Genomic DNA, 19,257 nt, shown 5'->3' with positions numbered 1-19,257 from the left:
TGCTTTATTGAGTTATTTAATATTGAAGTTTAATCCAAAAATCAAACCTCTGTTTCTTGGAAATAAATTGTTATCTATACCACCGAATACTTCAGGATCTATCCCATCGTAATCTGTAATTACAAATAAATTAGTACCTGTAACAGAAGCTCTTACATCAACTTTGTCGCCTGGGAAGTTGTATCCTAACGAAATGTTATCCAATTTTAAGAAATCAGCTTTTTGAACGTAGTAATCTGAAAACAAGCGTTGTTGACTAAATTCTGTGTTTTGAATATCAGTCGGTGAATTTAGATAAATAGGGTTCTGAGTGTTGCTTGGGAAAACGCTACCAAAGTTTGCTGCATTTGACGCTACGTTGTTGTAGTTATAACCTCCGGCAGCACCTCTGAAAGTAAAGTTTAAGTCAAAGTTTTTATAGTTTACTCTAGATGAAAAACCATAGTAAACATCGTGGTTAGCTTTTTTATATCTTATACGATCAGCATCGTTGATAATTCCGTTTTGATCAACGTCTACAAAAACTCCATCTAAAGGATTACCATCTTGATCGTACACTTGACGGAATACATGGAAGGTAGTTGGGTCTGATCCTACAGCCCATTCTTGAATGTTATTACCTGTTCCACCAGATATTCCACCTACTTGTACAGGTTCATTGGTCGCACCAGCTAGGTCTGTAATTTCAATTTCTTGGAAAGTAACATTACCACTAACATTCCAATTAAAGTTTTCATTGCGTATTACGTCAAGTGCTGCACTAGCTTCAATACCTCTACTCAATGTAGATCCTGCGTTTTGAAAACTACCATTCTCTAATCCACCAGCTGGTAGAGGTCCAAATAAAAGAAGGTCACTAGTTTCTCGATAGAATGCATCAACCGTACCAGTTAAACGGTCATCAAAGAATCCTAGATCGATACCAACGTTATACTGATCGGTTGTTTCCCATTTAAGATCAATAGCTCCTTCAGGACGTATAGTTTGTACAAAATCATTCCCAAACTGTACTTGTGCTTGATTTTGACCTGGAGTAAATACAGATAAAAAGGCAAATGACACAGGAATATCTTGTTGTCCAGTTTGTCCATAGCCACCACGAATCTTAAGTCTTGAAATAACTCCACTATTTTGAACAAAATCAGTATTAGTTAATTTAATAGCAGCATTGGCACCATAAAAGTTTGCCCAACGGTTGTTTTCTGAAAATCGTGAACTTCCGTTTCTAGAGTAACTACCAGATAAAATTAAAAGATCTTTAATGTCGAATGTAGCACGAGCAAAACCCGTTACCAAGGTAGTTTCATTTACTGAGAAAGGATTGTCTTGAAATCCGGTGTTTGTAAGTGTTCTACCACCATCAGCACGATAGAAGTCCTGATAACTACCACCTATAGTAAGATCCATTTTTGTGTCAATTGCATCAATAGCTCGTTTATAATCTAAGCGACCATCAAGCAATTGGTTTCTTCTTATCCCATTGTTGTAATTTTGACTTGCAAATCTGAAACCAGCTCCAGAATTAGCATCTCTTATAGAATAACTATCGTATTCATTGTAATCGATACCTGCGTTACCTACAAACCTTAAACCTGGGATTTGGCTGATTTTATAATCTAAGTTCATGTTTAAACGAGCTTGTGAATTGTCATTTTGAGCATCCAAGCTATTTAATAAACCTAATGGGTTACGAGGCGCATTTGGTTCTGGACCAGAATCGTTAGTGAATTCAAAATAACCACCATAAATATCATTGCCACTAAAGATAGGTTGAGTAGGGTCAAAAACCACCGCAGCACCTACAGCTCCAGCATCAGCAAATCGGCGTTCCTCTTGAGATAGTTGTGATGTGAACGTTAGTTTTATGTCATTGTTAAATCTATGAACTGCGTTTAGACTCAAAGACAATCTTTCGTATCCAGATCTTAAAAGAGTACCATTCTCATTAGTATAACCTAATGACGCACGTACTGAGGTTTTTTCAAAACCCTTTTCAGCTGTTATATTGTGAACAGCTCTAGTTGCGTTTTGATAAATGGCGTTTTGCCAGTCTGTATTTGCATCACCTAATATTGATGTATCACGACCTTGATCCTCTACCAATTGTCTGAATTCTGTTGCATCTAGTACTTCAATATAATTTTGCACCTTTTCAACAGCATATTGAACTCCATATGATAATCTTAAATCGCTATTAAGTTTAGCTTTTTTAGTAGTTATCAGGATTACACCATTTGATGCTCTATTACCATAAATGGCAGTTGCACTAGCATCTTTAAGAATAGTGAATGATTCAATATCATTTGGGTTAATAGAATTAAGATTTGCATTTTGTTGATCTAGTGGAACACCATCAACTACTATAAGAGCATCTGCATTTCCTCCAAGTGTAGAACCTGGGCGTACTCTTATAACTGGTCCGTCTCCAGGACTACCACTAGCGGCTGTTACTTGTACACCAGCTGCCTTACCAGCAATTAATTGTCCTGGTGAAACAATAGCACCTTTATTAAATTCTTCTGAGTCTACAGTAGTTTGAGCTGCGGTAACATTAGCTTTTGTAGTACTACCGTATCCTATTAAAACTACAGTGTCTAATTCTGAAGGACTTTCCTCCAACGCTGCATTGATGGTCGATTGACCGGTGTAAGCTACACTTTGCGAGGTGTAACCCAGGTAAGTGAAAACGATAACTGCTCCATCGTTCACATTATTAAGGGTGTAATTTCCATCAAAGTCGGTAGAGGTTCCATTTTTTGTACCTTCTACGACAACCGATGCTCCTAAAATTGGGAGTCCGGTTTGAGCATCTGTAACTTTCCCTTTTACAACGCTTTGTGCTAGCGCAATAATTGGAAATAATAGGGCAAGTAATGCTATTTTAAAATTTCTAATCATGAATAATGGTTTGAATTAGTATTGAATCTTCTTCACACACGCCACGAAATTATGTAAACATAATGTTAAGAGAACGTTTTCGTTCTGTGATTTTACGAAAACGTTTTCGGCTCGTTATAGTGTTATTTTATCATTATATTTAGATGGAATTTACGCTTTCGCGAAAGCGTAACACCTTATATTAGCATAATCGTAAAGAACTACCAGTAATTGTTTAAGTAGCATGGCTCAAAAATTAACGCTAAAAAAAATAGCTCAAGACCTTAAAGTTTCCATTTCGACAGTTTCTAAAGCTCTTAGGGATTCTTATGAAATAAGTGAGGAGACTAGAAAAAAAATTCAGGAATATGCTAAACAGTATAATTACAAGCCTAACAGTATAGCACTGTCCTTAAAAAATCAAAAGACGAAAAAAATAGGGATTATCATTCCTGAAATTGTACATCACTTTTTTGCAACTGTTATTTCTGGTGTAGAGCATGTTGCCAATGAAAAAGGTTATCAAGTGATTATTTGCCTAAGTGGTGAAAGTTTTGATAAGGAAGTAGTTAATATGGAAATGCTGGCAAATGGAAGTATTGATGGATTTATTCTAAGTCTATCTAAGGAAACAATGTCAAAGCAAGATTTTCACCACTTGCGTGAGGTGATTAATCAAGGAATGCCTATCGTTATGTTTGATCGTGTTGCCGATGATATTCCTGGTGACAAAATTATTATTGACGATGTAACAGCTGCTAGTGAGGCAACAGACTTCTTAATGCGTAAGGCTAAAAAGAATGTAGGTATATTAAGTACGGTAGATTATGTCAATGTTGGGAGATTGCGTACTCAAGGATATTCAGAGGCTTTAATGAAACGCGGTGTAGAGGTGAATCAAGATCTTATTTTGAAAATTGAAGACATTGATCATTGTGATGAATTGATAGAAAAGTTTATAGATAATAATCCATCATTAGATGGTATAGTGGCTGTGAATGAGTTGTTTGCAGTAACTGCTAGTAAAATACTATTACGCAAAGGGAAAAGAATCCCAGATGATGTCGCTATAGTTGCTTTTACTGATGGTATGTTGTCTAAATACTCTAACCCATCTCTTACAACCATAGGTCAAAATGGGTACGAAATGGGTGGAATTGCAGCGGCTAAATTAATTGATAGATTAGAACAAGATCAAAAAGATGAGGAACGCTACGAAACCGTTATCGTAAAAACTTCTTTAATAGAAAGGGAAAGTACACCTTAATAAAGTAGATTTGTATTGTTTATGTTTTTACATAAATACAGACTTATTTTCTTCACACACACCAAGATAAGTCTAACAAATAAAATAGGCTTGTCGTTTTAAATTAAAATTAAACGATATGCAAAAACCTAAATTAGGTTTCTGGGATATCTGGAACATGAGTTTCGGATTTCTTGGGATACAATTTGGCTTTGCTCTGCAAGGCTCAACCATGTCACGTATTTTTGAAACTCTAGGGGCTGATAAAGATAATATTCCATTTTTATGGATAGCAGCACCGCTTGCTGGTTTGATCGTTCAGCCTATTATTGGGTATTTAAGTGATAATACTTGGCATAAAACCTTAGGTAGAAGAAGGCCTTTCTTTTTACTAGGTGCAATTTTAAGTTCTATCGCATTGCTTTTTATGCCTTATTCTAGTGAGGTGTGGATGGCTGCCGGACTTTTGTTGGTATTAGATGCTTCTATCAATATTTCAATGGAGCCCTTTAGGGCGCTCGTAGCAGATAAGCTTCCTGAATCACAGCGCAGTTATGGGTTTGTAGTTCAAACGTTGATTATCGGTGTGGGAACTTGGATAGCAAGTAATCTCCCTAAATTCATGAACGATATTTTCGATATCTCAAATGAAGCAGCACCAGGTGTCGTTCCAGATTCAGTAAAAGTAGCTTTTGGAGTAGGAGCGTTAGTGTTTATTGTGTCAATTCTAGTAACAATTTTTACTACCAAAGAATATTCTCCTGAAGAAATGGCTGCCTTTAGCGACTCCGAACCCGAAGAGGAGAAAAAAGGCATGTTTGCTACAATACTATCTACTTATGCGTTAATGCCTAAAATAATGAAAAAGTTAGGTGTTGTGCAGTTCTTTTCTTGGTTTGCGTTTTTTGCCATGTGGACCTTGGCAAATCCTGCTTTAACCAGTCATGTTTATAATGCCCCAAAACCTGATATAAAGAAATACGCTCAGGTCGATGAGGATGGCGAGGTTTTGAGAAACTCGAATGATACTATAGAGTTTACTAGTGCACAAGCAGAATTAAATTATAAAGAAGCAGATAAGGCATATAATGAGGCTAGTGATGATGTAGGAAGTAAAATGGGAATCTACGGATTGACTTCAATGATTTTTGCTTTACTCTTAACCTTTTATACTGCTTATAATAGTATAAACCGCAAGTACGTTCACATGATCAGTTTGCTCGCAGGAGCAGCAGGTTTCCTTATTATGTTGTATATACCTGGTAAACCGGTCATGCTTAATCTTTCTTTTGGTCTAATAGGAATAGCTTGGGGTAGCATTTTATCAATGCCTTATGCAATGCTTTCTAGTTCTGTCGAGGCTAGTAAAATGGGGCTTATGATGGGTGTGTTTAACATGTTTATAGTGATTCCTCAAATTATAGCAGCAGTAGGTGGAGTAGTATTACTTCAAAATATGATAGGAGAAGAGGCTATCCACTCAATGACAATAGCAGGTATATTTTTAATTCTTGCCGCATTCTCAAATTTATTAATAACAAATAAAAAGGCGATTACTTATCAGCCATCCATTACTAATGAATAAAAAAGCATTCATATTTGATTTAGACGGCGTGGTAGTTGACACTGCAAAATTTCACTTTGTAGCATGGCAACGACTAGCGGCTGATATCGGAATAAATTTTACAGAAAAGGAAAACGAGCAACTTAAAGGAGTTTCTAGAGTTGACTCGCTTAAAAAAATTCTAGAATGGGGTAATAAATCATTGCCGCAAGAAGAGTTTGATCAAAAATTAATAGAAAAAAATAATCAGTATCTCTCTTTAATTGAAGGTCTCTCGGTAAACGATATTTTGCCAGGAGTGCATTCTTTTTTATTGGATTTAAAGGCAATATCTCAACCTATTGCTTTAGGTAGTGCCAGTAAGAACGCTCGTCCTATTCTAAAAAAGTTGGGAATAATAGACCTATTTGATGTTATCGTTGATGGGACTAACGTAACCAAGGCAAAACCAAATCCAGAAGTCTTCTTGAGTGCTTGCAGTCAACTAGGATATAAGGCTGCAGATAGTATCGTATTTGAAGATAGTCAAGCAGGAGTTCAAGCTGCAAATACTGCCGGTATGATATCAATTGGATTGGGAGATCAAACAAACTTAAATGAAGCCGATGCTGTATTTCAATCCTTTGAAGAAATGCCATCGGATTACATAAAAACACTATTGAATACACAGAAATAATGAATCAAGAGTATATTAAACCAGATGCGTGGTCGATTATAGAAGAAGGATGGAGTCCTTCCATGGTTAAATCAAGCGAAAGCCTTTTTTCCATAGGAAACGGTGCAATGGGACAAAGAGCAAATTTTGAAGAACAATATAGTGGTGATACATTTCAAGGTAGTTATGTAGCAGGTGTGTATTATCCAGATAAAACAAGAGTAGGCTGGTGGAAAAATGGTTACCCAGAATACTTTGCCAAAGTATTGAACTCTCCTAATTTCATAGGAATAGATGTTTTTATAGACGGTTTACCTCTAGATCTTGCACAAGTTCAAGAAGTAAGAGAATTTAGGCGCGAGCTTAACATGAAAGAAGGTTGGTACGAGCGCAGTTTTATAGCTCAAATTTCTGATGACAAAGAAATCAAGGTTGAATCACGACGTTTCTTAAGTCTTAAACACGATGAATTAGGAATTATAAATTATAAAGTAACTGCAGTAAAAGGAGATTTAAGCATCACCTTCCAGCCTTATATAGATGCTGGTATCACAAATGAGGATTCAAATTGGGACGATGCATTTTGGGCTATTGAAGAGTTATACTCAGATCAACATCAAGGTATGATACGCAGCCGCACTAATAAGACGAATTTTCACGTAGCGACCTACATGCAGTCAGAATTGCTCAAAGATGAGGAACACATTCAATACGCCACTCATCTAGATCAAAACGATACAACCGTGCGTCATGAAGCTAGTGGTGATATCGCTCAAGGCGAAAGCTTAACTTTAAGAAAATATGCAGGTTATGTAAGTAGTCTTAATCATAACAAATACGAATTGTTTGATGCAAGTAAAAAGATATTAGCATTAGCAACTGAGCATGGTTACGAAAAGTTGTTTAATGAACAAGTAGAAGAATGGTCTAATATTTGGGAAATGGCAGATATCACTATTGATGGTGATTTAAAGGCACAACAAGGTATACGTTTCAATATTTTCCAGTTAAATCAAACTTATTTAGGTAAAGACAGTAGGTTAAATATTGGTCCTAAAGGATTTACAGGTGAAAAATATGGAGGCTCGACCTATTGGGACACTGAAGCATATTGTATCCCATTTTATATGGCTACAAAAGATCAACAAGTAGCTCGTAATCTATTAAAATACCGATACGATCAATTAGATAAAGCAATAGAAAATGCAGAAAAACTAGGCTTTACAAATGGTGCTGCTCTTTACCCAATGGTAACCATGAATGGTGAAGAAAGCCATAACGAGTGGGAAATCACTTTTGAAGAAATACACCGTAACGGTGCCATGGTATTTGCAATCTACAATTATGTACGTTATACAGGTGATTACAGTTATGTTCCAGAAATGGGGCTAGAGGTCATGATTGCAATTGCTAGGTTTTGGCATCAACGAGCTACATTTTCTCAAAAAGCTGGTAAATTCATGATATTAGGAGTTACTGGACCTAATGAATATGAGAATAATGTTAACAACAACTGGTATACCAATTACATAGCAAAATGGTGTATTGACCAAGCTGTTGAACATTTAGACAAAGTGAAAGATGGTTACCCAGAAGATTATGACCGTATTATAAGTCTAACAAAACTTACTGGATCAGAGCGTGCTTCTTGGCAAGAAGTTTCTGATGGTATGTATTTTCCATACGATGAAGAATATGGAGTATACCTACAACAAGATGGATTTATGGATAAGGAGATTATCCCAGTTTCAAAATTACATCATTCACAACGACCTATTAATCAAAAATGGTCGTGGGACCGTATACTACGCAGCTGTTACATCAAACAAGCCGATGTACTTCAAGGATTCTATTTTTTTGAAGATCATTTTTCTAAGGCAGAACTTGAAAAGCATTTTGATTTTTATGAGCCACTTACGGTTCATGAAAGTTCACTTTCTCCATGTGTACACAGTATTCAGGCTGCAAAACTTGATCGCATGGATCAGGCTTATGAGTTCTACTTACGTACCTCTAGACTAGATCTAGATGATTACAATAAGGAAGTTGAAGAAGGCTGTCATATCACTAGTATGGCAGGAACCTGGATGAGTATTGTAGAAGGTTTTGGTGGATTACAAATTAAGGATGACACGCCTCATTTTACCACTAAATTACCTAAGGAATGGGCAGGTTTTTCATTCAAAATAAATTTTAGAGATCAAATTTTAAATGTACAAGTGACCCAGCAAGGAACTCAAGTACAGCTTAAAGGCGATCAACCACAGGATGTAGTTGTCAACGGTAAAAAAATAACCCTACAACCACAAGTCATCACCGCTTAATGATGAATTAGCTTAACCGAACCTAGTCCTTGAATGGGCTAGGTTTTTTATTTTTCGAATTATGATTAGACTGAAACAAGTTCATATTGTAAGTTTATTATTTGTGATTTTCGCTTTCGCGAAAGCGATCTCACAACAATCATCCATAGACCGCATTGAACCACCATTCTGGTGGGCAGATATGGAACATGCCGAGGTTGAGGTAATGTTTTATGGACGAAACATTGGAAAAGCTGAGATCAAAAGTGATTTACCAATCCTTAAAATACGGAGAACTGAAAACTTGAATTATCTCTTCGTTACATTTGACACGACAAATCAAAATCATGGAGAATACGCTATCACCATGAATGTAGGAGACACTTACTTCACCTCTAAATATGAACTCAAGCAGCGCAGTCTAAATTCAAAGTATCGAAGAGGTTTTGATAGCAGTGACGCCATTTATCTTTTAATGCCAGATCGATTTGCAAATGGAAATCCAGAAAACGATAGTCATCCAGAAACTACCGAAAAACCAAATAGAAGTTTTAAAGGTGGTAGACATGGTGGTGATATACAAGGTATTATTGATCATCTAGATTACATTAGTGAATTGGGAGCTACCGCAATATGGAGTACTCCATTACTAGAGGATAATGATAAACAGTATTCCTATCATACCTATGCGCAAAGTGATTTATATAAAATTGATCCTCGCTATGGTACCAATGAAGATTATAAACGATTAGCCAGTGAATTGCATAAGCGTGACATGAAATTGATTATGGATTATGTGACAAATCACTGGGGTGCAACGCACTGGATGATGCAAGATTTACCAACGGCGACATGGATTCATCAATTTGATGATAACGACGGTAAGGAATTTCCAGTTTCTGGGTATGCAAATTCTAGTTATAGACAAACCACACAAATGGATCCAAATAAATCTCAAATTGACGATACCTATGCCGAGAAAGGTTGGTTTGTAAGTACCATGCCAGATATTAATCAAAGTGAACCATTAGCTCTAAATTATCTTATCCAAAACGCTATATGGTGGATTGAGTATGCAGGTTTAGATGGATTCAGAGTAGATACCTATTCCTATAATGAAAAGAAAGGAATCGCAGACTGGACCAAAGCTATCATGAAGGAATATCCGTATTTTAATATCGTAGGAGAAACCTGGATGCATGATCAATCACAAATAGCTTTTTGGCAAAAGGATAGTCCTATAGGAGCTATTCAAAGTTATAATTCAGGATTACCTAGTGTTATGGACTTCACTTTACACGATGCAATTATGAAAGCATTTAAAGAGAACGACCAGCAATGGGATAAGGGAATGGTAAGAATTTATGAGAACTTTGTAAATGATTTCCTATATGCAGATGTCAACAATATTTTACTATTCGCTGGTAATCATGATACAAATAGAATCAATGGTGATGGATTATTTGATGGCGATGTAAATAACTATAAACTGGCTTTGACACTAGTTCTTACCGCTCGTGGAATACCTCAAATTTATTATGGCGATGAAATAGGAATGGGAGGAAATCGTGATACCAGTGGTGATGGTGATATACGTCGCGACTTTCCTGGTGGCTGGCAGGATGATGAAGTAAATGCCTTTAAGAAAAGAACAAAGTTCCAAAAGCCATTCTATGAATTTACTAAAAAGCTACTGAATTATAGAAAAGGAAAACCTGTTCTACACGACGGTAAGTTTTTACATTATGTGCCAGAAAACAATTGTTATGTATATTTTAGATACTCTGATTCTAGCAGAGTAATGGTGGTGATCAATAACAATACTGAAAAAGTAACTTTAAATTTAGATAGGTTTAAAGAAGGATTACAAGATGTTAATGAAGGCCTAGATATACTCTCAGGAAAAAAGATAGATATGGGAAATACGTTATCTGTTTCGGGTAAAACTAGTATGGTCATCGATCTTGATAAACCTGAAAAAGGACCTCGCTTTTTCTAATAAAGTAATAAAAATTTAAATGGCACTCGTGTCTTTTACTAAACCAAAAACTATGAAAAATTTAATTTATGTATTGCTGGTTTTTCTTTTCGTAAGTTGTTCATCAAACGAAAAAGAGCAATACGATACTAGATCAAGTGTCATAAAAACCATTACAACTCCTATCTATGCTGGTCAAGATAAAACGGAATTGGTTTTAACGGACTACATTACTGATGTTACTATTATTGATAGTATTTCCTATGGTAATGGCGTAACTGGTGTAGAAGAAGTCGATAACAATGAAAGTGTTGAGATTATTTTAGAAGAAAACGCACCTTTTGTATCATTGATCACTTTATGGACTGATGGCATACGCAATGATATTCCTATCTATAAGTCAATGTCTAAAACTATACCCATCAATTATTATGGTGATGCTAATAATGAAAACGTACAGCTTAAAGGAGAATTTACTAATTGGGCGCCTGTAGATCTTGAAAAAGAAGGTAATAGATTAGTCTATCATGCCACTGTTCCACAAGGAAAGTTTCAGTATATTTTCATGAAAAATGGACAGGAGGAACTGCTTTCAGGTCAGGAGGAAAATGTAGTAAGCAATGGAATGGGTGGCTTCAATCGAGTGCTAGATAATAGTCGTAAGGCTGCTCCAGCCAGATTGCAATATGGTGAAGTGATTGAAAATGGTTTTACCTTTAATGCAACAGGTCAACTAGATAATGTTCTTGTTTTATTTGAAAACCAACTTATAGATTTTCAAAAAGAAGGAAACAGGTACCAAGTTAAATTGCCAAAAAAAGATTTTACAAACAATATTCACCACACACAACTAGTTCGCGTTTTTGCAAGCGATAATAATGGTCGCTCAAATGATTTACTGATTCCTGTTCAGGATGGTCATGTGGTAACTGAGCCTTCTAGATTAACTCGCAGCGATTTTCATAATCAAGTACTATATTTTATGATGGTAGATCGCTTCCTAGATGGCGATACTAGTAATACAAAACCAGTTGATGATCCAGAGATATTACCACAAGCAAATTATAAAGGTGGAGATCTTGCAGGTGTGCTACAAAAATTGAAAGAAGGTTATTTCAGTAAAATGGGAATCAATACCATATGGCTGTCGCCAATTACTCAAAACCCTGAAGGAGCTTATGGTCTATGGCCAGAGCCTAAAACTAAATTTAGTGGTTATCATGGATATTGGCCTGTGTCTAATACAAAAATTGATTATCGATTTGGTGATGAGAAAACTTTGAAAGCATTGATTGACGAGGCTCACAAGCAAGATGTTAATGTTATACTGGATTATGTGGCAAATCACGTTCATAAAGAACATCCGGTTTATCAAGAACACCCAGAATGGGCTACTGATTTATATCTGCCAGATGGCAGTTTAAATACTGAAAGATGGGACGATCATAGATTAACCACTTGGTTTGATACGTTTATGCCTACGCTGGATTTAGAGAATCCCGAGGTGACTGAGGTTATGGTTGACAGTGCCTTGCATTGGGTGACAAATTATCAATTAGATGGTTTTAGACACGATGCTACAAAGCATGTTCCAGAGCTGTATTGGCGTACATTAACTAAGAAAATTAAAGAACAAACAAATAGGCCTATATATCAAATTGGAGAAACTTATGGATCTTACGACCTTATACGCAGCTACGTGAGTACCGGTATGCTAGATGCACAATTTGATTTCAATATGTATGATGCTGCTGTTTCCGCTTTCGCGAAAGCGGACAATTCCTACGGTAATTTAACCGAGATATTGCAAAAAGGTCTCGACTATTACGGTTACCACCATTTAATGGGGAACATCTCGGGTAATCAAGATCGCGCTCGTTTTATAAGTTACGCAAGTGGTGATGTGAAATTTGAAGAAGACGCTAAAGCTGCTGGATGGACTCGCGATATAGGTATGAGTGATGAATCATCTTATGGTAGACTGGCAATGTTACACGCTTTTAATATGACGATTCCAGGAGTTCCAGTAATCTATTATGGAGATGAATATGGTAGTATAGGGGCAAACGATCCTGATAACCGTAGAATGATGAAATTTGATAATCTATCAAGCAATGAACAAGAACTTAAAAATCAAGTAAAATCACTTGTGTATTTACGACGTAATTCGATGAGTCTATTGTATGGTGATACCGAGATTTTATCAGATGCAAATGGTATATTAGGAATAAAAAGAACTTATTTTAACGAAACAACCTATATATTCTTTAATGAAAATAAGATTTCATTAAATGCTTACAAGCGCAATGACAAGGAAGAGGTGAAAATTGTGATCAATGGTATAGAAGACCCTAATTACATACAGGTAAAGCCTCAATCCTTTACAATCGTGCAAACTAAAAAGGTACCAATAAAACAATAATCGGAATATATTAGCACTACACTATTTAAACTTACAATTTTATAATATCAGAAAATTAAAAACTATGAAAAACCTATTGTATTTGTTTCTAGCCTGTTTACTCTTTACAGCTTGTGAAAAGGATAAACAGAAGGAAGATGTAAACGTTGAAGAAGAATCTACGGTTTATACACCTATTCAAGATAGTGAATTAGAAACGGCTATTATTTATGAAGCAAACATAAGACAGTATTCTCAAGAGGGAACATTTAATCAGTTTACTAAGGATATTCCTGAACTTAAAAAGCTAGGAGTTAAAGTCATATGGTTAATGCCTATTTTTCCTGTTTCAGAAAAAAATAGAAAGGCCAAAGGTGATTTGATGGTTCATGATATTAAAGACCCTAAAGAAAGAGAAAAGTACCTAGGTAGTTACTATGCCGTTGCGGATTACCAAGCTGTTAATCCAGATTATGGTACACAAGAAGATTTGAGAAAATTAATAACCACTGCACACGATAATGGCATGTATGTTATTCTAGATTGGGTAGCAAATCATACTGGCTGGGATAACTGGTGGATTAATGAACATCCAGAATTTTATACAAAAAATGAAAAAGGAGAAATAATTCATCCTAAAGGAACAGACTGGACCGATACTGCAGACTTGAATTACGATAACGAGAACTTAAGATTAGCCATGATAGATGCGATGTCTTATTGGGTTAAAGAATTTGATGTAGATGGTTTTAGATGTGACGTGGCACATGAAGTTCCTACAGACTTCTGGAACGAAGCGTCTGGTCAACTTCATAATATCAAGCCTTTATTTATGCTAGCAGAAAGTGAAAAGAAAGATCTATTTAAGCAAGCTTTTGATATGGGCTATAATTGGGAAGGTCATCACATTATGAATGAGATGGCTCAAGGAAAAGTTAAACCTAATGCGTGGTCTGATTATATGGAACGTGTAAAAGAAAGCTATGAAGCCGATGATATTCTTATGAACTTCATTACTAATCATGATGAAAACAGTTGGAATGGTACTGTGAAAGAACGTATGGGTAATAAGGCTAACTTGTTTCTTGCCTTTCAGTATGCGATTCCTGGAATGCCGTTGATTTATTCAGGTCAAGAATATGGAATGGACCATAGATTAAAATTCTTTGAAAAAGATACTATTCCAAAAACAAAAGGCGATGTATGGAAAAAAATGGAGATTTTGGCTAAAGCTAAAGAAACCATACCTGCCTTACATGGTGGAAAGGACGATGCAGATTACATTACCTTACAACAAGAAAGTGGAGATGAAATTATTGCGTTTAAAAGGGTAAACGGTGAATCGACTGTTTACTTTATGGGAAATCCAACAGATGTAAAAACAAGCACAACCTTTAAAATGGGCGATATTAAAGTGCGTGATATTATGACAGGAGCTACAGCACAATTAAGGGAGAATCAAATAATTGATTTGCCTTCTGGAGCCTTCAGATTTTTAGAAGTAGTTAATGAATAACCGCTTAAAATTATCAAGTAAAAAAGGCCTGCTCGATATCGAGCAGGCCTTTTTTGTTCCAGCGACTAATTATCGTCTGTTTTTATTTTTTCAACATTACCATCTTCATCGTACTTGATTTTAGCATCTGTACCATCTTCATTTTCTAACTTGACCTTATCTTCTTTAGATTTAATTTCATCGGCATTTTCAATCAAATCATTAGCCTGCTCCTCAGGAGTTTTTTCATCTCTGCAAGCGGTTAAACACAATAAGGTGATTCCGGCGATTAATAAACTTTTTTTCATAATCCAGGTTTGTTAATGTTAGTATTATTTAAAACTAGACAAAAGTTTTATTCGTAGTTAGTATATTAAGATAGTTTTGGCATGTGGGAAATAAGAGCATTTTCCTGATTAGAGGTCATCAATTTGTGAGATCTATTCCCTAACTTGGCAGTGAAAAATTATAATTAAGATGCAAAAAACATATTACGACCCTAAAGACCTAAAGAAGTTTGGTAAAATAAGTGAATGGAATGAGCAACTAGGAGAAAAATTCTTTGACTATTACGGGAAAGTATTTGAAGAAGGTGCTCTCACAGCTAGAGAAAAGTCTCTAATAGCCTTAGCAGTTTCTCATGCTGTTCAATGCCCTTACTGTATTGATGCTTATACAGGTGATGGATTACAGCGAGGAATAACCAAAGAAGAAATGATGGAAGCGGTTCATGTAGCTGGTGCTATACGCGGCGGAGCGACTTTGGTACATGGTGTCCAAATGATGAATAAAGTGAATAAATTAGAAATGTAGATGCATCCTTAAACTTGGCTAGTCTGCAAAACAGGTAACTACTAATACTGATATTGGAAAAATTAAAACCTTTATTTTATCAAACCTTTGAGAAATATTGTAACGATAGAAGTTACATGAATTTATGCTGGGATGAGGTAATAAAGAACTACTCAAATAAAAAACGTTTCTATCATAATTTGAATCATCTTCAACACATGTTCAATGAATTACAAGAGGTTGAAGATTTTATAGAGAGTATTGATTCCATTCGATTAGCAGTTTTTTATCATGATTTAATTTATAAAGTTACTTCTACAGAAAACGAGGAGCAAAGTTCAGAAGCTTTTGACAAAAGGATTTCAAAGACTCGTTTTGAGCATGTAGATTTAGTCAAGGAAATGATAATAGCAACAAAATTTCATGATAAAACCTTTAATTCAGATAGTAGGTATTTTTTAGATAGTGATTTAGCTGTTTTAGGAAGTTCTTCTTCCCAATACGACGAGTACACTAGATTAATTAGAAAGGAATATCAAATATATCCTACTTTCTTATATAGAAGAGGAAGATTAAAAGTGTTAAGAGCATTACTAAACAAACCTATTTATCAAACAGATTACTTTACAAGTAAGTATGAAAAACAAGCACAAAGAAATTTAAAGAGAGAACTTCAAACATTAGTTTAAGAAAAAAGAGTTACAATTTTGTGATATGTAGTTTGTAACTATGCAGCTATCTACATATTTTCAATTAAGAATAGCAAAAAGCAGATATGGCAGTAAATACTAAGGTATCCTTAAAGAAGAGAGAAAGTGAACTAGCAGCAATTGCTAAACAAATGGAGGTTTTAAATGGAGAGCCTTTTAGTGATGGTGAGTTACCAACTTTTGCAAATAAGATAAAAGAAACAAACCAGTTTCCTCTTAGACCCAAAAAGTTAGAAATATTACAAGTCAACGTGGGCTATATGTGTAATCAGGTTTGTGCACACTGTCATGTAGATGCTGGTCCCGATCGCAAGGAAATAATGACTAGAGAAACCATGTCACAAATTCTCGATGTGATAAAAACTACTGGTGCTCATACCTTAGATTTAACTGGTGGTGCCCCAGAAATGAACCCTAATTTTAGATGGTTTGTAGAACAAGCAAGCGCTGCAGGTATTCAAGATTTTATCGTACGCAGTAACCTTACTATCATACGAGCAAATCCTAAGTATTACGATCTGCCAGATTTCTTTAAAAAACACAATATACATGTAGTGAGCTCCATGCCACACTGGACTCGTGGTAAAACCGATAAGCAAAGAGGTGATGGTGTTTTTGATAAATCCATTAAAGCGCTGCAAGAACTCAATGAACGTGGATATGGAATGCCAGGTAGCGACCTTAAATTAGATCTGGTTTACAATCCTAGTGGTGCTTTTTTGCCTGGTGATCAAGCGAGTATGGAAAAGGATTTTAAAGCTGCTTTGTTAGAAGATTTTAATATTCAGTTTCATAACCTTTTTGCAATTACTAACTTGCCTATATCCAGATTTTTAGATTACTTAGTAGCAAGTGAAAATTATGAGGATTACATGTATGCCTTGGTTGAGGCTTATAATCCTACAGCTGTACAAAATGTGATGTGTACAAATACAATTAGTGTATCTTGGGATGGATGGTTATACGATTGTGATTTTAATCAAATGCTTGATCTCAAAGTGAATCATAAAATAAAACATATTAAAGATTATCAAGAAGATTTACTTCTAGATCGTAATATTGTTATTTCTCAACATTGTTATGGATGTACCGCTGGTGCAGGAAGTAGCTGTCAAGGAACAGTTGCCTAATTATTGATTATTTTATCACGCTTTCGCGAAAGCGTAAACAAAACAGATTAAAAAATAAATTAATGAGTTATTTAAACGCTACAGAAGAATTATATAGAGACGCAGCACTTACACCAGATGTGGGATTGTGCTGTACTACAAATCCAGTATGGGAATTACCAGGGCTAAAAATCCCTAGAATTATGCAAGAAATGAATTACGGTTGTGGTTCTACGGTTCATGCAAGGGATCTTACAAATAGTCCAAGGGTTTTATACGTAGGTGTAGGTGGTGGAATGGAATTATTACAATTCTCATATTTCTCAAGACAAAAAGGCGGTGTTGTAGGAGTAGATGTGGTGCCAGAAATGCTAGAAGCATCTCGTAAAAACTTTAAAATCGCCGAGGAGCAAAATGACTGGTTCAAAAGTGAATTTGTTGAATTACACAAAGGTGATGCCTTAAACTTACCAGTTGCCGATAACTCTATAGACGTTGCAGCGCAAAACTGCTTGTTCAATATTTTTAAGGAGGAAGATTTAAAGAAGGCTATAGAAGAAATGTACCGTGTATTAAAACCGCATGGTCGACTAGTGATGAGCGATCCTACATGTGAGCAAGAGATGAATGAAACCTTGCGTAATGACGACAGGTTGAGAGCACTTTGTTTAAGCGGTTCATTACCTATCGATCAATATGTAAAAGCCCTGACTGATGTAGGTTTCGGTACCATAGAAATAAGAGCTAGAAAACCTTATCGTATTTTGGATCCTAAAAATTATCCTACCGATGAATTGATTTATATAGAAAGTATTGAAGTAGCTGCTATTAAAGATCCAATGCCAGAAGATGGACCATGTATATTCACAGGTAAAGCTGCTATTTACTACGGCGATGAAAGACAGTTTGATGATGGTAAAGGACATGTTCTATTACAAAACCAGCCACTAGCTATTTGTGATAAAACGGCTGGTGCTCTTGCCGCATTAGGTCGCGATGATATTTATATTAGTGAAAGTACTTACCATTACGATGGTGGTGGTTGCTGCTAGATGACAGAATATATTGTAACTTAGAGCGTAGAGATTTACTTCTCTGCGCTTTTACTTTTTAAATACAACGAGAAATGATTCCAGCTTGGTTTTATAAATTATTGATAACAATGAGTGTGATATGCCTAATTTTAATAGGCTATCGCATCGTTTCGGGAGAACAAAATCGCAGTTTTATATGGTATGCGTTTTTATTTTTAATGGCAATTTGGTTTGGTATGCGTCAATTGAGAATGTCCAATAAAAAGTAATTACCATTCACTAGTATCCCTACTAGATTCTAGCTTCTTCTCAATAGTATCTGGTAGCTGTGAGAAAAAATCGATTCCAGTAAGCGATTCAATTTGATCCACAGAACTCACATATTTATAAATACTCTCATTTGACGCACGATGAGGTAAAAGAAATGCTAGCATCTTTCCTCCATCGTTAGTTTGTCGGTATAATATTTTATAATACTGTTCTGGTACACTTACGTTATCAAACCCTATGCTTTTCAATCCTCTTTTTAATACGGGACCAGTAATCACATACAGTTGGTCATGCTTTTTTGCATAATACCTTGTTTTTTGTTCTAGGCGATTCCATATACCAGCGTTGAATTCATGCTCTTGCGGTGATATGTTTGAGGTTAAAAATGTTTCTTCATACGCTGCTTTTGTCGCCCTGCGATCACCTGCGGGAACTAGATGACCTCGGTCATAACCACTGTTCTTGTAATTCTTCCAATGAGCAGCTTCAGTAGTGATTTTATCATCTATCTCAAAGTAAGGTCTTTTAAAATCAACCTCTTTAATATCACTTTTATTAAGAATGTGTGCTGTCCATTCCGCTTGTTCATGTAATTCATTATACGACAAGCTATAAGTGTGATGATGAACAACCTGATTGCCAGAAGTAGGTAAGAGATCTTTTCTACTCAATTTTTTAATACCTTGATTATTAAAGTCGCGACTGGCAAAATCTTCTTGTTCCAGATTATCCTGTGACTCTTGTTTATCTATTTTTTGTTCCCAAAGAATAAAGCCTATGGCGCATAAAAAAATTAAAATAGGATAAACGAATTTTCTCATAG

General features: G+C 35.6%; 14 protein-coding genes. 11 read left to right on the top strand and 3 right to left on the bottom strand.

All coding sequences use genetic code 11. The features are described 5' to 3' along the window. Window positions 1-12: 12 nt before the first annotated feature. Window positions 13-2,898, bottom strand: a complete 2,886-nt coding sequence (locus HCN53_RS07520; protein WP_167342583.1) for a SusC/RagA family TonB-linked outer membrane protein — start codon at window positions 2,896-2,898, stop codon at window positions 13-15. Window positions 2,899-3,121: 223 nt separating this feature from the next. On the opposite strand from HCN53_RS07520, the gene HCN53_RS07515 reads away from it, so the two are divergent. The 7 genes from HCN53_RS07515 to HCN53_RS07485 all read left to right on the top strand — a co-directional run bounded on the left by HCN53_RS07515 (window position 3,122) and on the right by HCN53_RS07485 (window position 14,540). After that, window positions 3,122-4,144 (top strand): LacI family DNA-binding transcriptional regulator, encoded by a 1,023-nt coding sequence (locus HCN53_RS07515; RefSeq protein WP_042279671.1) that lies wholly within the window; start codon window positions 3,122-3,124, stop codon window positions 4,142-4,144. A gap of 118 nt (window positions 4,145-4,262) precedes the next feature. Next, window positions 4,263-5,708, top strand: a complete 1,446-nt coding sequence (locus HCN53_RS07510; protein ID WP_167342581.1) for an MFS transporter — start codon at window positions 4,263-4,265, stop codon at window positions 5,706-5,708. Continuing rightward, complete coding sequence (gene pgmB, locus HCN53_RS07505; RefSeq protein ID WP_167342579.1) at window positions 5,701-6,363, top strand: beta-phosphoglucomutase; 663 nt, start codon at window positions 5,701-5,703, stop codon at window positions 6,361-6,363. The genes HCN53_RS07510 and pgmB overlap by 8 nt, the downstream gene beginning before the upstream one ends. Beyond that, window positions 6,363-8,666: a glycoside hydrolase family 65 protein gene (locus tag HCN53_RS07500; RefSeq protein ID WP_167342578.1), complete on the top strand. Its 2,304-nt coding sequence runs from the start codon at window positions 6,363-6,365 to the stop codon at window positions 8,664-8,666. The genes pgmB and HCN53_RS07500 overlap by 1 nt, the downstream gene beginning before the upstream one ends. Before the next feature lie 61 nt (window positions 8,667-8,727). Next, window positions 8,728-10,644: a glycoside hydrolase family 13 protein gene (locus HCN53_RS07495; protein WP_167342576.1), complete on the top strand. Its 1,917-nt coding sequence runs from the start codon at window positions 8,728-8,730 to the stop codon at window positions 10,642-10,644. 52 nt (window positions 10,645-10,696) lie between these two features. Then, window positions 10,697-13,045 (top strand): alpha-amylase family glycosyl hydrolase, encoded by a 2,349-nt coding sequence (locus tag HCN53_RS07490; protein ID WP_167342575.1) that lies wholly within the window; start codon window positions 10,697-10,699, stop codon window positions 13,043-13,045. 64 nt (window positions 13,046-13,109) lie between these two features. Beyond that, window positions 13,110-14,540 carry an alpha-amylase family glycosyl hydrolase gene (locus HCN53_RS07485; protein ID WP_167342574.1) on the top strand — a complete coding sequence of 477 codons (1,431 nt, stop codon included), beginning with the start codon at window positions 13,110-13,112 and terminating at the stop codon, window positions 14,538-14,540. A gap of 65 nt (window positions 14,541-14,605) precedes the next feature. Here the strand turns inward: HCN53_RS07485 and HCN53_RS07480 are convergent, their stop codons facing one another. Beyond that, window positions 14,606-14,827 carry a hypothetical protein gene (locus HCN53_RS07480; RefSeq protein WP_042279679.1) on the bottom strand — a complete coding sequence of 74 codons (222 nt, stop codon included), beginning with the start codon at window positions 14,825-14,827 and terminating at the stop codon, window positions 14,606-14,608. Window positions 14,828-14,996: 169 nt separating this feature from the next. On the opposite strand from HCN53_RS07480, the gene HCN53_RS07475 reads away from it, so the two are divergent. The 4 genes from HCN53_RS07475 to arsM all read left to right on the top strand — a co-directional run bounded on the left by HCN53_RS07475 (window position 14,997) and on the right by arsM (window position 18,182). After that, on the top strand, window positions 14,997-15,332 hold the full coding sequence (locus HCN53_RS07475) for an arsenosugar biosynthesis-associated peroxidase-like protein (protein WP_042279680.1): 336 nt from the start codon (window positions 14,997-14,999) through the stop codon (window positions 15,330-15,332). A gap of 53 nt (window positions 15,333-15,385) precedes the next feature. Then, on the top strand, window positions 15,386-16,000 hold the full coding sequence (locus tag HCN53_RS07470; RefSeq protein ID WP_167342573.1) for a hypothetical protein: 615 nt from the start codon (window positions 15,386-15,388) through the stop codon (window positions 15,998-16,000). A gap of 86 nt (window positions 16,001-16,086) precedes the next feature. Beyond that, the gene (arsS, locus tag HCN53_RS07465; RefSeq protein WP_042279682.1) at window positions 16,087-17,151 is read left to right on the top strand and encodes an arsenosugar biosynthesis radical SAM (seleno)protein ArsS; all 1,065 of its coding nucleotides are present in this window, start codon (window positions 16,087-16,089) and stop codon (window positions 17,149-17,151) included. 62 nt (window positions 17,152-17,213) lie between these two features. Continuing rightward, entirely contained in the window at window positions 17,214-18,182 is a 969-nt protein-coding gene (gene arsM, locus HCN53_RS07460; RefSeq protein WP_085775253.1) for an arsenosugar biosynthesis arsenite methyltransferase ArsM, read from the top strand. A gap of 251 nt (window positions 18,183-18,433) precedes the next feature. Here arsM and HCN53_RS07455 read toward each other — a convergent pair whose 3' ends face one another. Beyond that, window positions 18,434-19,255 carry a DNA/RNA non-specific endonuclease gene (locus tag HCN53_RS07455; protein ID WP_167342571.1) on the bottom strand — a complete coding sequence of 274 codons (822 nt, stop codon included), beginning with the start codon at window positions 19,253-19,255 and terminating at the stop codon, window positions 18,434-18,436. Between the last annotated feature and the right edge of the window lie 2 nt (window positions 19,256-19,257).

Source organism: Nonlabens sp. SY33080 (genome assembly GCF_011784885.1).
GTDB lineage: Bacteria > Bacteroidota > Bacteroidia > Flavobacteriales > Flavobacteriaceae > Nonlabens > Nonlabens tegetincola.
The sequence above is the reverse complement of the archived record's forward strand: the minus strand, read 5'-3'. Positions and strand labels throughout refer to the sequence as shown.

Excerpts from the sequence above, each read along its gene's own strand:
- HCN53_RS07480 (WP_042279679.1), bottom strand. The coding sequence starts at position 14,827 with ATGAAAAAAAGTTTATTAATCGCCGGAATCACCTTATTGTGTTTAACC.
- HCN53_RS07510 (WP_167342581.1), top strand. The coding sequence starts at position 4,263 with ATGCAAAAACCTAAATTAGGTTTCTGGGATATCTGGAACATGAGTTTC.
- HCN53_RS07455 (WP_167342571.1), bottom strand. The coding sequence starts at position 19,255 with ATGAGAAAATTCGTTTATCCTATTTTAATTTTTTTATGCGCCATAGGC.
- arsM (WP_085775253.1), top strand. The coding sequence starts at position 17,214 with ATGAGTTATTTAAACGCTACAGAAGAATTATATAGAGACGCAGCACTT.
- HCN53_RS07515 (WP_042279671.1), top strand. The coding sequence starts at position 3,122 with ATGGCTCAAAAATTAACGCTAAAAAAAATAGCTCAAGACCTTAAAGTT.
- HCN53_RS07490 (WP_167342575.1), top strand. The coding sequence starts at position 10,697 with ATGAAAAATTTAATTTATGTATTGCTGGTTTTTCTTTTCGTAAGTTGT.
- arsS (WP_042279682.1), top strand. The coding sequence starts at position 16,087 with ATGGCAGTAAATACTAAGGTATCCTTAAAGAAGAGAGAAAGTGAACTA.
- HCN53_RS07520 (WP_167342583.1), bottom strand. The coding sequence starts at position 2,898 with ATGATTAGAAATTTTAAAATAGCATTACTTGCCCTATTATTTCCAATT.
- HCN53_RS07475 (WP_042279680.1), top strand. The coding sequence starts at position 14,997 with ATGCAAAAAACATATTACGACCCTAAAGACCTAAAGAAGTTTGGTAAA.
- pgmB (WP_167342579.1), top strand. The coding sequence starts at position 5,701 with ATGAATAAAAAAGCATTCATATTTGATTTAGACGGCGTGGTAGTTGAC.
- HCN53_RS07500 (WP_167342578.1), top strand. The coding sequence starts at position 6,363 with ATGAATCAAGAGTATATTAAACCAGATGCGTGGTCGATTATAGAAGAA.
- HCN53_RS07495 (WP_167342576.1), top strand. The coding sequence starts at position 8,728 with ATGATTAGACTGAAACAAGTTCATATTGTAAGTTTATTATTTGTGATT.
- HCN53_RS07485 (WP_167342574.1), top strand. The coding sequence starts at position 13,110 with ATGAAAAACCTATTGTATTTGTTTCTAGCCTGTTTACTCTTTACAGCT.